This is a genomic window from Sinomonas notoginsengisoli, from assembly GCF_021554725.1.
Classification (GTDB): domain Bacteria; phylum Actinomycetota; class Actinomycetes; order Actinomycetales; family Micrococcaceae; genus Sinomonas; species Sinomonas notoginsengisoli.
This window is the reverse complement of record NZ_JAIZDP010000004.1, coordinates 246,504-260,515: the sequence shown is the minus strand read 5'-3', so window position 1 is coordinate 260,515 and position 14,012 is coordinate 246,504. Positions and strand designations below refer to the sequence as shown.

General features: G+C 69.4%; 12 protein-coding genes and 1 riboswitch. Of the genes, 3 read left to right on the top strand and 9 right to left on the bottom strand.

The features are described 5' to 3' along the window. Positions 1–42 precede the first annotated feature (42 nt). The 4 genes from LF262_RS10000 to sfnG all read right to left on the bottom strand — a co-directional run bounded on the left by LF262_RS10000 (position 43) and on the right by sfnG (position 4,688). Positions 43–1,434: an NAD-dependent succinate-semialdehyde dehydrogenase gene (locus tag LF262_RS10000; RefSeq protein ID WP_235780170.1), complete on the bottom strand. Its 1,392-nt coding sequence runs from the start codon at positions 1,432–1,434 to the stop codon at positions 43–45. Positions 1,435–1,576: 142 nt separating this feature from the next. Beyond that, positions 1,577–2,098, bottom strand: coding sequence for a CoA-binding protein (locus LF262_RS09995; protein WP_372462759.1), 522 nt, complete (start codon positions 2,096–2,098; stop codon positions 1,577–1,579). Further along, on the bottom strand, positions 2,095–3,489 hold the full coding sequence (locus LF262_RS09990; RefSeq protein ID WP_235780169.1) for an O-acetylhomoserine aminocarboxypropyltransferase/cysteine synthase family protein: 1,395 nt from the start codon (positions 3,487–3,489) through the stop codon (positions 2,095–2,097). The genes LF262_RS09995 and LF262_RS09990 overlap by 4 nt, the downstream gene beginning before the upstream one ends. Beyond that, positions 3,489–4,688 (bottom strand): dimethylsulfone monooxygenase SfnG, encoded by a 1,200-nt coding sequence (gene sfnG / locus LF262_RS09985; RefSeq protein ID WP_235780168.1) that lies wholly within the window; start codon positions 4,686–4,688, stop codon positions 3,489–3,491. Before sfnG ends, LF262_RS09990 begins: the two co-directional genes overlap by 1 nt. A gap of 377 nt (positions 4,689–5,065) precedes the next feature. On the opposite strand from sfnG, the gene LF262_RS09980 reads away from it, so the two are divergent. After that, positions 5,066–6,286: an acyl-CoA dehydrogenase family protein gene (locus LF262_RS09980; RefSeq protein ID WP_235780167.1), complete on the top strand. Its 1,221-nt coding sequence runs from the start codon at positions 5,066–5,068 to the stop codon at positions 6,284–6,286. Between the two features lie 108 nt (positions 6,287–6,394). Here the strand turns inward: LF262_RS09980 and LF262_RS09975 are convergent, their stop codons facing one another. After that, entirely contained in the window at positions 6,395–7,384 is a 990-nt protein-coding gene (locus tag LF262_RS09975) for an ArsR/SmtB family transcription factor (RefSeq protein ID WP_235780166.1), read from the bottom strand. Positions 7,385–7,478: 94 nt separating this feature from the next. On the opposite strand from LF262_RS09975, the gene LF262_RS09970 reads away from it, so the two are divergent. Together LF262_RS09970 and LF262_RS09965 are read left to right on the top strand one after the other, a co-directional pair. Then, complete coding sequence (locus tag LF262_RS09970; protein ID WP_235780165.1) at positions 7,479–7,976, top strand: hypothetical protein; 498 nt, start codon at positions 7,479–7,481, stop codon at positions 7,974–7,976. Positions 7,977–8,160: 184 nt separating this feature from the next. After that, positions 8,161–8,874: an NADPH-dependent FMN reductase gene (locus LF262_RS09965; RefSeq protein WP_235780164.1), complete on the top strand. Its 714-nt coding sequence runs from the start codon at positions 8,161–8,163 to the stop codon at positions 8,872–8,874. A gap of 150 nt (positions 8,875–9,024) precedes the next feature. Here LF262_RS09965 and acs read toward each other — a convergent pair whose 3' ends face one another. The 4 genes from acs to LF262_RS09945 form a co-directional block, all read right to left on the bottom strand. Next, entirely contained in the window at positions 9,025–11,004 is a 1,980-nt protein-coding gene (acs, locus tag LF262_RS09960; protein ID WP_235780163.1) for an acetate--CoA ligase, read from the bottom strand. Between the two features lie 5 nt (positions 11,005–11,009). Next, positions 11,010–11,107: riboswitch (SAM riboswitch) on the bottom strand. A gap of 126 nt (positions 11,108–11,233) precedes the next feature. Next, complete coding sequence (locus LF262_RS09955; RefSeq protein ID WP_235780162.1) at positions 11,234–12,103, bottom strand: ABC transporter permease; 870 nt, start codon at positions 12,101–12,103, stop codon at positions 11,234–11,236. Beyond that, positions 12,100–13,128 carry an aliphatic sulfonate ABC transporter substrate-binding protein gene (locus tag LF262_RS09950; protein WP_235780161.1) on the bottom strand — a complete coding sequence of 343 codons (1,029 nt, stop codon included), beginning with the start codon at positions 13,126–13,128 and terminating at the stop codon, positions 12,100–12,102. The genes LF262_RS09955 and LF262_RS09950 overlap by 4 nt, the downstream gene beginning before the upstream one ends. Positions 13,129–13,169: 41 nt before the next feature. Further along, a complete protein-coding gene (locus tag LF262_RS09945) occupies positions 13,170–14,006 on the bottom strand; it encodes an ABC transporter ATP-binding protein (RefSeq protein ID WP_235780160.1) in 837 nt (278 codons plus the stop codon). Positions 14,007–14,012 lie beyond the last annotated feature (6 nt).

Genomic DNA, 14,012 nt, shown 5'->3' with positions numbered 1-14,012 from the left:
CCCTGGGAAGGTGACCGGGCCGCCGTCGTGCGTCAAGCGGTGTCAGTCCGCGACGTAGTAGAGGCGCTTGTTGACGAACTCGTCCATGCCGAGCGGGCCGAGCTCGCGGCCGAAGCCCGAGCGCTTGACGCCGCCGAACGGCATCTCGGCGCCCTCGGCGGCCGGCGCGTTGACGCTGGACATGCCGGTCTCCAGCCGGGAGGCCAACCTCTCGGCGCGGGCCGTGTCCCCGGAGAAGACGGCACCACCGAGACCATACGGGGTGTCGTTGGCGAGCCTGAGGGCCTCCTCGTCGCTCCCGACCTTGTAGACCACGGCGACCGGGCCGAACAGCTCCTCCTTGTACGCGCGCATCTCCGGGGTGACGCCCGTGAGGACGGCGGGGGAGTAGTACGCGGCATCGCCCTGTCCGAGCACGCCTCCCGCATGGAGGGTGGCACCCTTGTCCACGGCGTCGCGCACTTGGGCGGCGAGGCCCTCAGCGGCTGCACGTGAGGAGAGCGGGGCGAACGTGTCCTCGGCTTTCTCGGCCGGGTTGCCCGGCTTGAGGTCCCGGGCGCGCGCGGTGAGCTGGGCGACGAAGTCGTCGAAGATGTCCTCCATGACGATCATGCGCTTGTTGGAGTTGCAGGCCTGACCCGTGTTCTCCATGCGCGTGTCCCAGGCGGTGTCCGCAACAGCCCTGGGGTCTTCGGAGTCGAGGACCACGAAGGGGTCCGAGCCGCCGAGCTCGAGCACGGCCTTCTTGAGGTTCTTGCCCGCGAGCTCGCCGATGATCGCGCCGGCACGCTCCGAACCCGTGAGGGAGACCCCCTGGATGCGCGGGTCCGCGATGATGTCCGCGATCTGCGCGTGGGAGGCGAACACATTGACGTACGCGCCCTTCGGGAGGCCGGCGTCGTCCATGATCTGCTGGATGGCGAGAGCCGAGCGTGGGCACGACTCGGCATGCTTGAGGATGATGGTGTTGCCGAGCATCAGGTTGGGCGCGGCGAAGCGGGCCACCTGGTAGTACGGGTAGTTCCACGGCATGATGCCCAGGAGCGGTCCCACCGGGAGCTTCTGGACCACGGCGCGGCCGCCCGAGAACGTCTTGATCTCCGTCTCAGCCGCGAGGGCGGGCCCCTCCTCGGCGAAGTAGGTGAAGATGTCCGTGCAGAACTCCGCCTCACCCTTGGCTTGGGACAGCGGTTTTCCCATCTCGGTGGTGATGATCCCGGCGAGCTCGTTGGCCCGCTCGGTGAACAGCTCCCCGATGCGCGCGACGACCTTGGCCCGCGTCTCGATGGGAGTGTCCCTCCACGACTCGAACGCGGACTGGGCCGAGGCGATGGCTGCCTCGACATCGGCGTCGGTGGCGGTGGGGAAGGTCTCGACGACCTCCCCCGTGGCTGGATTCAGGACCCGGTAGCCAGGTTCGGCGGTGCTAGTCATGGCACCATCTTGCCCCGTTTGGTGGCGCCGATCACTGTGCTTAAGCACGACGACGGGCGGTCGCCGCTGGGCCACCCGTCACCGCTTCACCTTGTGGGGTCTCGGTGCAGAGACCCCACCATCCTATGGCGTGGGCGACGGGCTAGGGCAGGACCTGGCGCTTGCTCGAGATGACTCCCGTGTTGAAGCCGGCGAGGTGCAGCCCGCCGTGGAAGCGGGCGTGCTCGATCTTCACGCAGCGGTCCATCACCACGTTCAGGCCGGCCGCGTCGGCGCCGGCCGCCACGCCTTCATGCCACGAGCCGAGCTGGAGCCAGATCGTCCTGGCCCCCACGGCCTTGGCCTCCTCGAGGACGCCGGGGAGGTCGTCGTGCTTGCGGAACACCTCGACCAGGTCCGGCGTCTCGGGCAGGTCCGCGAGCGAGGCGTAGACCGGCTGGCCCAGAATCGTCTTCACCACCGGGTTGACGAAGTACACGCGGTACTTCGTCGAGGACAGCAGGTACGTGGCCACGAAGTAGCTCGCCCGGCTCGGCTTGTCCGACGCGCCGACGATCGCGATGACCTTCGTATCGCGCAGGATCTTGAGGCGCTCGGGGGCCGACGGCCCCACCCAGGTGCGCTTGGTGCTCTCGGCTGCGATTGCCGGTTCGGCGGTGCTCACTTGGCCGTTCCTTCCTGCTGGTGACCCCCGCGGGAGGCGAGCGACGGGATCTCGCACGCCTCGCCGTCGTACGTCGGTGCCGCGAATCCCTGCTCAAGGTCCTGGATCTCCTGTGAGGCAGCGAGTGCCTGGTCGAGGTCCCAGATGATGTCCTCGACGTCCTCAAGGCCCACGGAGAGGCGGATGAGGTCCGCCGGGATGCCTGCGGCGACGAGCTGCTCGGCGGAGAGCTGCTGGTGGGTGGTGGAACCCGGGTGCAGCACGAGGGTGCGTGCGTCGCCGATGTTGGCTAGGTGTGAGGCGATCTGGAGCGCCTCGATGAACCTGGCACCGGCCTCGCGGCCGCCCTTGACCCCGAAGCTGAACACGGAGCCGACCCCGAGCGGGAGGAGTTCCTTCGCGTACGCGTGCTGCGGGTGCGTGGGCAGGCCCGCGAAGTTCACGTACGTGACGCGCGGATCGGCCTCGAGCCACTCGGCCACGCGCTGGGCGTTGGCGAGGTGCGCGTCCATGCGCTGCGGGAGCGTCTCGACGCCCTGCAGGAGCTGGAACGCGGACTGCGCCGGGAGCGCCGGGCCGATGTCGCGCAGCTGCTCGGAGCGCAGCTTGGTGAGGAACCCGTACTCGCCGAAGTTGCCCCACCACGAGACGTTGCCGTAGCTCGGCACAGGCTCGGTCATGGACGGGAACTTCCCGTTGCCCCAGTTGAACGTCCCTGACTCGACGACGACTCCGCCCAGCGTGGTGCCGTGGCCGCCGAGGAACTTCGTGGCCGAGTGGATCACGATGTCCGCGCCATGCTCGATCGGCCGCAGGATGTACGGCGGGGTGAGGGTTGAGTCGACCACGAGCGGGATGCCGTGCTCATGGGCGACCGCGGCGAGGCCGGCCAGATCGGCGATGTCACCCGAGGGGTTGGCCACCACCTCGGTGTAGACGGCCTTGGTGTTCTCGCGGAGAGCCGCCTTGAACGCCGCCGGGTCGGTCGAGTCGACGAAGGTCGTCTCGACCCCGAAGCGGCGCAGCGTCACGTCGAGCTGGGTGATCGTGCCGCCGTACAGCTTGGATGACGCGACGATGTGGTCTCCGGCCTGGGTGAGCGCGGCGAAGGTGATGAACTCCGCGGCCATGCCCGAGCTCGTTGCCACTGCGCCGATGCCGCCCTCGAGGGACGCGATGCGCTCCTCGAACGCCGCCACCGTCGGGTTGCCGATGCGGGAGTAGATGTTGCCGTACTTCTGAAGCGCGAAGAGGTTCGCGGCGTCGTCCGTGTCCTTAAAGACGAACGAGGTGGACTGGTAGATCGGGACCGCCCGGGCACCGTGCTCGGCGTCAGGCGTGCCGCCGGCGTGGAGGGCGCGGGTGCGGAACCCGAACTGGCGCTCGGCCATCAGCGGGCACCTGCCGTTTCGAGGCCGGAGGCCGAGGAGGGAACAGTCACGGGAAGCAGGTCCGTGCGGAGCTCGGTGCCGTTCTTGCGCGCAAGGTCCGCTTCGAGCTCGCGCACGATCGGGAGCACGTCGCGGCCGAACGCGCCGACCTCCTCCTGGAAGTGCAGGTAGCCGGTCAGGAACAGGTTCACGCCGATCTTCTTGTACTCGACGATGCGCTCCGCGATCTGCTCGGGCGTGCCGATGAGTTTGGTGCGGAAGCCGTCGTTGTACTGGACGAGGTCCTCGAACGTGGAGTCCTCCCACATGCCCTTGCCGTCCTTGGTCGACTGGCCGGCCTCCTTGACGGCTGCGGCGAAGCCCTCGACGGCGGGCTTGTGGGCCTTGGCGATGATCTCGCGGAGGGTGTCCTGCGCCTCCTTCTCGGTCTCCCGGGCGATCACAAAGCCGTTGAGTCCGAACCTCGGGGCGGCTGGCGCGGTGCGGCCCGTGTTAGCGGCCGCGAGGACGCCGCGGATGTTGTCCTTGAACGGCTCGAGGTCGCGGCCGTTGGAGAAGTACCAGTCCGCGGTGTGGCCGGCGGCGGCCTGCGCGGCAGTCGAGTTGCCGCCGAAGAAGATCTCCGGGTGTGCGCGGCCCGGCACGTCCACCGGCGCTGGGTTCAGGGTGAAGTCGGTGATGTTGTAGTACTTGCCGGACTGCGAGTAGTCCTTCTCGGTCCACAGGCCGCGGAGCACGTTGATGAACTCCTCGGTGCGTACGTAGCGCTCGTCGTGTTCGAGCCACTCGAGGCCGAAGTTCACGAACTCGTCCTTGAGCCAGCCGGAGACGATGTTCACGGCGGCGCGGCCCCCGGAGAGGTGGTCCGCGGTGATGATGAACTTCGCGAGGACGCCGGGGTGCCACATGCCGGGGTGCACGGCGGAGATGACCTTAAGGCGCTCGGTGGCCATGAGGAGAGCGAGGCTGAACGAGGTCGCTTCGTGCTGCTTGTCCGCGCCGTAGCTCGCGGCGTACCGGGTCTGGGTCAGGGCGTACTCGAAGCCGGAGTCCTCCGCGATGCGGGCCAGCTTCTTGTTGTACTCGAACTCCCAGTTGGTCCTCTGCTCGATGGTCGAGACGACGAGGCCGCCGGAGACGTTGGGCACCCAGTAGGCGAACTTCAGCGGGGTCTCGAGGTCGATCACGTGATCGGTCATGGTTGCGCTCCTTGGAACTCGGGCGCGACGCGGAGCGTTTCCTGACACTCGCCATCGCTTCTGGCAGTAGCACCTGTGGCCGGTGGGGGCCCGGGTTGCTGCGGCGTCACGGATCCAGATCTCTCAGCCGCTCGGGATGGTTCATCTGATTGTCCGGAAACAGGGTGTAACGATGCAAATTATTTCGTCACACTTGGGCGACGGCGTGGCGCGTCGAATATCGTTCGGGGGGCGCGCGGCCGAACCGCGCGCCGTCGTACGCCTGACGCCCTCGCCCTCGGTCGCACAACATTTCGTAACCGACCCCGTTCCCCCGGCCCTATCGAACTATGTTCGAGACGATGCCGCAGCTATGTGGGCGTACGAGGAGGAAAACCATGGGAACCACGACGCCGCGCGGCGGCTCATACGCAGCACTCGCCGAACGATTCGCGCCGGTCTTTGCCCGGATCGCCGAGGGGGCGCTCGAGCGCGAGCTCAACCGGACCCTGCCGTTCGAACAGGTGGGCTGGCTCAAGGAGGCCGGGTTCGGGCGTATCCGCGTGCCTGCGGAGTACGGCGGCTTCGGCGCGTCGGTCGAGACGCTCGTGCGGCTGCTCGTTGACCTCTCTGCCGCGGACTCGTCCGTGGGACACCTGCTCCGCTCGCACTTCGCGTTCGTCGAGACCATCTCGCTCCAGGACGAGGCGTTCCGGGCGCGGTGGTTTGGCCGCGTGGTGGACGGCGTGATCTTCGGCAACGCCGCGACCGAGCGGTCCGGAAACGCTCTCGGCACTGTGGCGACGCGGCTCACGCCTGCCGCGGATGGCGGATGGCTCCTCACCGGCGAGAAGTACTACACGACGGGGACGATCTTCGCCGACTACGTGGCCGTCATGGCATCACCGGAGGGCGAGGCCTCCCGGCTGTATGCGATCGCGCCGACCCGCCACGCCGGCGTCGAGATCCGCGACGACTGGGACGGGTTCGGCCAGCAGATGACCGGCACCGGGACCGCCGTGTTCCGCGAGGTGCCGATCCCGGCCGAGGACGCTGTGCCGCGCACCGAGTCCACCACGCACGAGCCCGCCTTCCTGCAGCTCATGCTGCTGTCCGTCCTCGCGGGGATCGGCAAGGCCGTAGTCGCGGACGCTTCCGCGCTCGTCGCGAAGCGCACGCGCACGTTCTCGACCGGGTCCGGGCAGCTGTTCCGGGACGACCCGCTCATCCTGAACCTCGTGGGGCAGCTTGCGGGGAAGTCGTTCGCCGCCGAGTCCTCGGTGCTCGCCGCGGCGCGTGAACTTGACGCCGCGCTCGCCCTCGGCCCGGACGCCCCCGCCGAGGACAGCTACGTGCGAGGAGCAGTCGCCGTCGACCTTGCCCAGGTGGCGGTTCCGCCGCTTGTCATCGACGCCGCGCAGCAGCTGTTCGATACTGCCGGCGCTTCTGCGGTGTCCAAGGGCAAGGCGCTCGACCGCCACTGGCGCGACGCCCGCACCGTCGCGACCCACAACCCCGTGGCGTTCAAGGCGCGCGGGCTCGGGGACTGGTTTGTCAACGGGACGCCCCCGATCGCGCTGCACAGCATCGGGGAGGCAACAGTGGGAGCGGCGCACTAGGGCGTGAGCCGCCGCCCTCCCGTTGTGGGGACTCCGGTCGCGCCAGACCCCCCAACGTCAGGGACATGACCCCTCAGTGTTGAGGGGTCATGTCCCTGACGCGACACGTCACGCCCTCGCGAGGAGCTCCTCGCCCACGCGGCCGCGTTGGTAGAAGACCTCGCGGCCAGCCCGCAGTGCCTCCGCGAGCCCGGACTCCGCGAGAACCTTGAGGTGCGCGTTGACCGTCCCGGCGGCGAGGTCTAGTGCGCAGGCAAGCTGCGTCGTCGTCATCGGCACGTCCAGCTGCGCAAGGATCTGGGCCCGGGTGCGGCCCAGCAGCCGCGAGACCGGGGACTCGCGCGTCTCCCGGGTTGTCTCCCACAGGCGCCCGACGCCGCGGGGCGCGTAGGTGATCGTCGGGACGAACGGGGCGATGTTCAGCACAAGCGTAGACGGCCACACGAACGCGTTCGGCACGAGAATGAGCCCACTGCCGGGCGCCGGGAGGTCCGTGGCCTCGCAGCCGCGGGTGATCTCGAGGCCCGTCGGCGTGGGACGCACGCTCGGATGCAGCGTCTTGAAGACCTCCTGGATGCCGTAGCGCGAGAGCTCCTCAAGGCGCGAGTCGATGTCCGCGAGCAGCACCGAGCGCAGCTTGGGCCAGTACGGCTCGACGGCGGTGTGCCAATACCAGCGCAGCGCCGCGATAATGCGGGGCACGGCGGCGTCGACGTCGGCGCGGAGCTCGTCGAGCGTCGCGCGGACGTAGCCCGTGGGCTTGCGCCCCTCGAGGCAGTCGAGGTCGCGCAGCCACAGCTCTGCCGGAACCCCGGCGACGGCGTCGAGGGCCTCGGCGAAGGTGTCCGCGTGCGATGGCGTGGGCGTGAGCGAGTCAGCGATGAATCCCTGCGGCTGCACGAGCGTGGTGAGGACCCGGAGGTGCTCGCGGGCGAGCGGGTCATCGCTGGCCGTGATGCGCTGCCTGGCTTCTGCGATCCACGGCCGGTGCAGCGGTGTGCCTGCCTGCAGCGCCCGCAGACTCGTGACTGTCTCCCATAACGGAGACGTCTCGAAATGGACCTTTGTGAGGTCCTCGCTCGTGAGCGTGATGAACATGCGTCCAGCGTAGGTATGACGCCCCTAGGAGGGCGAGGATTCGGTAAGACCCGAATCGTTGGGCACCTCAGAGGTGGGTCGCACACTCGTGGTCATGGCAACGAACAACTGCACCGAAACCGCCGCCGGCAGCGACTCCGACGTACGGCTCCCCGACCCCCACGCCATTGAGGCCCGCGGCGTCGGCGCCTCTGCCGGCCACGCGCCGTCTTCCGCCGACGAGCGCCTCCTCTATCCCGTGCGCCCCACCGCGCCGCGCCCCGTCCGGGCACCGCACTCGCGGCCCGCAACGGGCGGGGGACGCACGACGCCGGGCGGGAACGGACCGTCGTTCGTCCCCCTCCCGCTCAGCGCGGCACCCCGGGCCGGGGGACCCGCGCTGGTGCGGCAGACCACCATCCCCGAGGTCTCAGGGGATCTCCTCGGGCTGCCGGACTTCTCGGGCCTTGGGCGCGCGCTGCGCCGGGTATGGCCCTGGTTCGCTGCTCAGATTCGGGCGGCCGCCGAGATGGACGGTCGGCTGCGCACGCGGCGGGACGAGGATTCGGCCGCGATGTACCGCGCTGGCGTGAACCCGACCCGCTTCGGGTGACCGGGTCACGGCGGGACTTCAGCCTGCGCGCCTCGCATCTCCTTGTCTGACCCGTATCTCCTTGCGTGGCCAGACAAGGGGAAGCGGGCGAGGCAAGGAGATGTGCAGCAGGTAAGTTGATACGTCAACTTGCATGCCGTATAGTGTTAGTTGAAACATCAACTACTTCCCCTTGTGAGGCGTCATGTCCTGGTTCAAGAAGCTCTTCGGCAAGACTGAAACCCCTGCCCACCGCGCCGAGGCCCCCGCCACTGCGGCTCCCGCCGCTCCGGCGTCTGTCCCCGCCGAGGCGAGTGCCGCCGTCGTGCGCGAGGGTGCCCCCCGCATCGCCGTGGTGACCGGCAGCACGCGCCCCGGCAGCGTGAACCGCCAAGTGGCCGAGTGGCTCGTGGCCCGCGCGAACCAGCGTGGCGACGCCTCGTTCGAGCTCGTGGACATCGACTCCTTCAACCTGCCGCTCCTCGACGAGGCCTTCCCCGCCGCGTACGGCAACTACCAGGGCGAGCACACCAAGGCGTGGGCCGCGAAGATCGCTGAATTCGACGGCTACGTGTTCGTGACGCCCGAGTACAACCACTCCACGACCCCGGCTCTCGCCAATGCGATCTCCTTCCTCAACGCCGAATGGGCCAACAAGGCCGCCGGCATCGTCGGGTACGGCTCCGCGATGGGCGCGCGCGCCGTGGAGCACCTGCGCGGCGTGCTGTCCGAGCTCCAGGTCGCGCACGTGCAGAAGACCGGCATGTTCTCGCTGTTCGGTGACTTCGAGAACTTCTCGGTGTTCGCCCCGACCGAGCTGCAGGCTGCGTCCGTGGACCCGATGCTCGACCAGCTCGTGGCCTGGACCGTCGCGTTCGCCAAGGTTCGCGAGGGCGAGCTCGAGGCCGCCGCGGTCTGATCTGACCTCGCGTCCCAGGGACGTGACTCCGGGTCACGGAAAGGTGACCTCGCGTTGGAACAGCAACGCGGGGTCACCTTTTGAGTATCCGGGGTCAGGTCCTAGCAACGCGGAGCCGCGTCCCAGCAATCCGGAGTCCCGGTTTCGTGCCTAGCGGGCGGCGAGGACCTTCTCGATCTCCGCAATGCACGGCTCGTTCTGCAGGCTCGTCGTGTCACCCAGAGTGGTGCCCTCGAAGAGCTGCGTGAGCAGGCGGCGCATGATCTTGCCCGAGCGCGTCTTCGGCACGTCCGGGACCACGACGACGTCTCGCGGCTTCGCGATCGGTCCGATCTCCTTCGCGATGTGCGCACGGAGGGCGTCAGCCAGTTCCGCGTCCAGCCCCACCACTGCGTCCTGATTCACGACGACGAACGCTGCCACCGCGTGTCCCGTCACCGCATCCTCGACGGGGCAGACCCCGGCCTCGATGACGGCAGGATGCGACACGAGGGCCGACTCGATCTCGATCGTCGAGAGGCGGTGGCCCGAGACGTTCAGCACGTCGTCGGTGCGGCCGAGGATCCAGGTGTCGCCGTCGGCGTCGTACTTTGCGCCATCCCCGGCGAGGAACCACCCCTGCTCGGCGTACTTGCGCCAGTACGAGTCGAGGTAGCGCTGCGGGTTGCCCCACACGGTCCGGGCCATGGCGGGTCCGGTCTCGGTGACCACGATGTTGCCCTGCACGCCCCGCGGAACCGGTGCGCCATCGTCGTCCACGATCGCCGTCGCGAGGCCCGGAAGCGCCCGAGAGGCGCACCCGGGCTTGAACGAGGCGTCGGTCTGGCGGGGCGAGAGCACGGTCGCGCCGGTCTCCGACTGCCACCACGTGTCCACCATCGGCACGCCGCCGTCAACATCGCCGCCGGAGGAACGTCCCAGATGCGTCCGCAGCCACCGCCACGCCTCCGGGTTCACAGCCTCCCCCACGGTGCCGAGCACGCGGATCGAGGAGAAGTCGTACTCGGCGGGCACGCCGTCCGGGAACCAGCCCATGAGCGAGCGCACCAGCGTGGGGGCGGTGTAGTAGCTCGTGACGCCGTAGCGCTGGATGATCTCGAAGTGCCGCCCCGGGTGTGGAGTGTTGGGCGTGCCCTCGAAGATCACCTGCGTGACGCCGTTCGAGAGGGGCCCGTAGATCTCGTACGTGTGCGCCGTGACCCACGCGAGGTCCGCGGTGCACCAGTGCACATCTTTCTCCCGCAGCGCCGGGTCGGGGTTGGCGAACAGGTACTCGTGGCTCCAGGACGTCTGGGTGAGGTACCCGCCGGTCGTGTGGACCAGACCCTTGGGCTTCCCGGTGGTGCCCGACGTGTACATGATGAACAGCGGCGTCTCGGCGTCGAAGGCCTCGGCCTCGTGTGTCTCCGGCTGGGCGTCGACGAGCTCGTGCCACCACACGTCCCGCCCCGGCGTCCACGCGATCTCGGAGCCGGTGCGCTTGATCACCAACACGTGCTCGACGGCGTTGTCCCCGCCGGCCGCCCCACCGCGCACTGCGGCATCGGCGTTCTCCTTGACGGGGACGGCCTTGCCGCGGCGGTACTGGCCGTCCGTGGTGACGAGCAGCTTGGCGCCCGTGTCCTCGACTCGGAAGCGGAGCGCCTCGGCGGAGAAGCCGCCGAAAACGAGCGAGTGCACGGCCCCGATCCGGGCGCACGCGAGCGTGATCACCACGGTCTCGACGAGTACGGGCAAGTAGATGACCACGCGGTCGCCCTTGCCGACGCCGAGCGCTACCAGCGCGTTCGCGGCCCGTGAGACGCGGCGCTGCAGGTCCGCGTACGTGACGGTGAGGCGGTCGCCGGGCTCGCCTTCGAAGTGCAGCGCGACCTTGTCCCCGCGCCCGGCAGTGACGTGGCGGTCCGCGCAGTTCACGGCGGCGTTGAGCTTCCCGCCCTCGAACCAGCGGATCACCGGCGGCTCGTTGGCCCCGACGTTCGCGGGGATCCACGTGTGAGCGCGCTCCCAGGGCTTGGCCCACTCGAGGCGCCGGGCGGCGTCCTCCCAGAACGCGATCCGCTCCGGGCCTGTTTGGCCGGGATTGTCGAAAACAGGGGTGGTTGCGTGGATATCGGCCAGCGGGGTCATTCTCATCTCCATCGGTTCTGGCGGTAGCACCGGTGTCCCGCGCACGGGGCCATGGTTGCTGCGGCGTCACGGAGCCAGATCTCTCGGCCGCTCGGGATGGTTTGCTGCAACTTTCACGCATTTGTGGCGGCGGGCGCAAAATTGCCGTGTCCAGCCCGTAACAAAGGGGGCGCACGACGGCGGCTGCGCACCCGCCGTCGTGCGCCTCACCCGGCCAGCACGTGCCGGGCTACGCCCACCGCCGCACGGCCCACCGCTCAGCCACACCGAGCAGCGCATCGGTGACCTTGCCGATCACGGCGAGCAGGACGATCGCCAGGAGCAGCCGGTCCGTCCGCCCGTTGTTCTGTGAGTCGGTCAACAGGAAGCCCAACCCCATGGAGGACGCGATCAGCTCCGCCGCGACGAGGAACAGCCATGCCTGCGCGAGAGCGAGCCGCAGGCCCGAGAAGATCGCGGGCACCACGGCGGGCAGCTGGATCGTGGTCAGGAGCTGCAGCCCGCCGAGCCCGAAAGCCCGCCCGGCCTCGACGAGCTTGCGGTCCACGTGCCGCAGCGCGAGGTACACCGTGGTGAAGACGGGGAAGACTGCGCCGATCGCGATGAGCGTGAGCTTCGAGTTCTCGCCGATCTTGAGCCACAGGATGAGCAGCGGCACCCACGCGAGGGACGGCACGGCGCGCAGCGCCCCGATCGTCGGCGAGAGCAGCCGATCAGCCCACTGCGAGAGCCCCACGAGCGAGCCGAACGCGAGCCCGAGCGTCCCGCCGATCAGGAATCCGAGCAGCACGCGCTGCGTGGAGATGCCCACGTGCGTCCACAGCTCCCCGCGCCCCGCGAGCTCAACGCCCGCGGCGAGCACTGCGCCGGGCGCCGGCAACTGAACCGCGCTGAACAGGCCGGCCGACGTGGACCACTGCCACAGTGCCAGCAGCGCCAGGGGCACGATGGCGCCGATCGCCGCGCGCTTGAGGGCGGCCCGGGCGTCGCGCGCGCCCTCGCCGCGGCGGCCACCGCGCGAGGTGGGACGCACTGCGGCCGGGGCGTCTCCGGCGTCGTCCGCTGTCTCGACCTGGGGCTCAGGCCGGGGGCTGGTCACTTCGAGGCCTTCGACGCGAAGCTAGGCTCGAGGAGCGAGGCGAGGGCCGAATCGATCTTGTCCTGTCCCGAGACGTCGCCCGAGGCGACGAAGATGGGGCCCACCTTCTTCAGGACGGCCAGTTGGGCATCGCCGGGGACCGGGTTGATGGCGAGGCGAGTGCGCTCCTTGATGACCTTGCCCGCCACGGCGTCGGAGATGTTCGCGGCCTTCGCCAGGAGAGCGCTGGTCTCCTCGAGGTTGTTCGCGGCCCACGCGCGGGCCTTCTCATAGGTGTCCACCACGGTCTGGGCCTGCTCGGGACGGTCCTTGAGGAACTGCTCCGTGGCGTTGAGGAAGCCGTACGTGTTGAAGTCAATGTTGCGGTAGATGAGCTTCGCGCCGTTCTGCTCGGCGGCCGCCATGATCGGGTCGAGGCCGCTCCACGCGTCCACCGAGCCATTCTCGAGGGCAGCCCGGCCGTCCGCGTGCTGGAGGTTCTGCACCGTGACGTCGGACTGCTTGAGGCCATTGGCCTCGAGGGCCTGGAGTAGGAAGAAGTACGGGTCCGTGCCCTTTGTGGCTGCGATTTGCTTGCCTTTGAGGTCCGCAACGGCGGTGGCCTTCGAATCCTTGCCCACCACGAACGCGGCCCACTCAGGCTGCGAGTAGAGGCTGATCGCCTTGATCGGGGAGCCGTTGGCACGGGCCAGGAGGGCGGCGGAGCCAGCGGTCGAGCCCACGTCGACCGCCCCGGCGCGCAGCGCCTCGTTGGCCTTGTTCGACCCGGCCGACTGGACCCAGTTGACTGTGACGTTCTTGGGCTTGAGGGCCTCCTCGAGCCAGCCCTTCTCCTTGATGACCACCGAGAGCGGGTTGTACGTGGCCCAGTCGATGCTCAGGGTGCCCGGCTTGCCGCCGCCGTTCGCGGCGGCTGCCCCACCGGCACCCTCTCCGGCGCAGGCACTGAGGCCTAGGGCGGCGGCGCCGAGGCCCAGGGCGAGGAACGAGCGGCGCGATGAGTGGAATGCGGGCACGGCAGGCATGACAGACCTCTTCTTGCAGATGGGTGAGTGCGCGGGTGGGGTTATTGGTGGTGCGTGTCCACGCCCAGCGTGGACAGGAGGGTGCGGCGTAGTTCGGCGAGGGCCGCGTCGCCGCGGTCCCGGGGCCGCTTGCCCGGGACGTCGAGGACGTGCTGGACCGTCGCGCCGGGCCGTCCCGGCTCCGCGCCGAGCACCACGACCCGGTCGGCGAGCTGGAGGGCCTCGTCGACGTCGTGCGTCACGAGCAGCACCGTTGTGGGCTCGGCCTCGTGGACGCGAAGGAGGAGGTCCTGCATCTTGAGGCGGGTGAGGGCGTCGAGGGCGCCGAAGGGCTCGTCGAGGAGCAGCACGCCGGGGCGCCGGGCCAGGGCGCGCGCCAGCGAGGCGCGCTGCGCCATGCCGCCGGAGATCTCCGCCGGGCGGTAGGCGGCACAGTGCTCGAGCCCCACCAGGGCGAGGAGGCGTTCGACGGCGGCCCGCCCCTCGCTCTTGTCGGTTCCCTTGGGCAGGCCAAGGGCCACGTTCTCGTGCACGCTCAGCCAGGGCAGGAGCCGGGGCTCCTGGAATCCGACGGCACACCTTGGCGAAATGCCAGTGCTCGGTTCCCCAGCCACGAGCAGTTCCCCGGCGGCGGGGGCGTCGAGGCCGGCGGCGATGCGCAGGAGCGTTGACTTCCCGGACCCGCTCGCGCCCAGCAGTGCCAGGATCTCGCCGGGGGCGAGCGTGAGGTGCACGTCGCGCAGGACCCGCGTGGCGGCGTCGTGCTTCCCTCGGCCCGCGAACTGCTGGGCGACGCCGCGGAACTCCAGCGGAACGGCGCGGGCCGCCCTGGTGATCGCGTCTGCGGGAGGGGTCGCGGGGGCCACTGCAGAAGGCATGTGCAT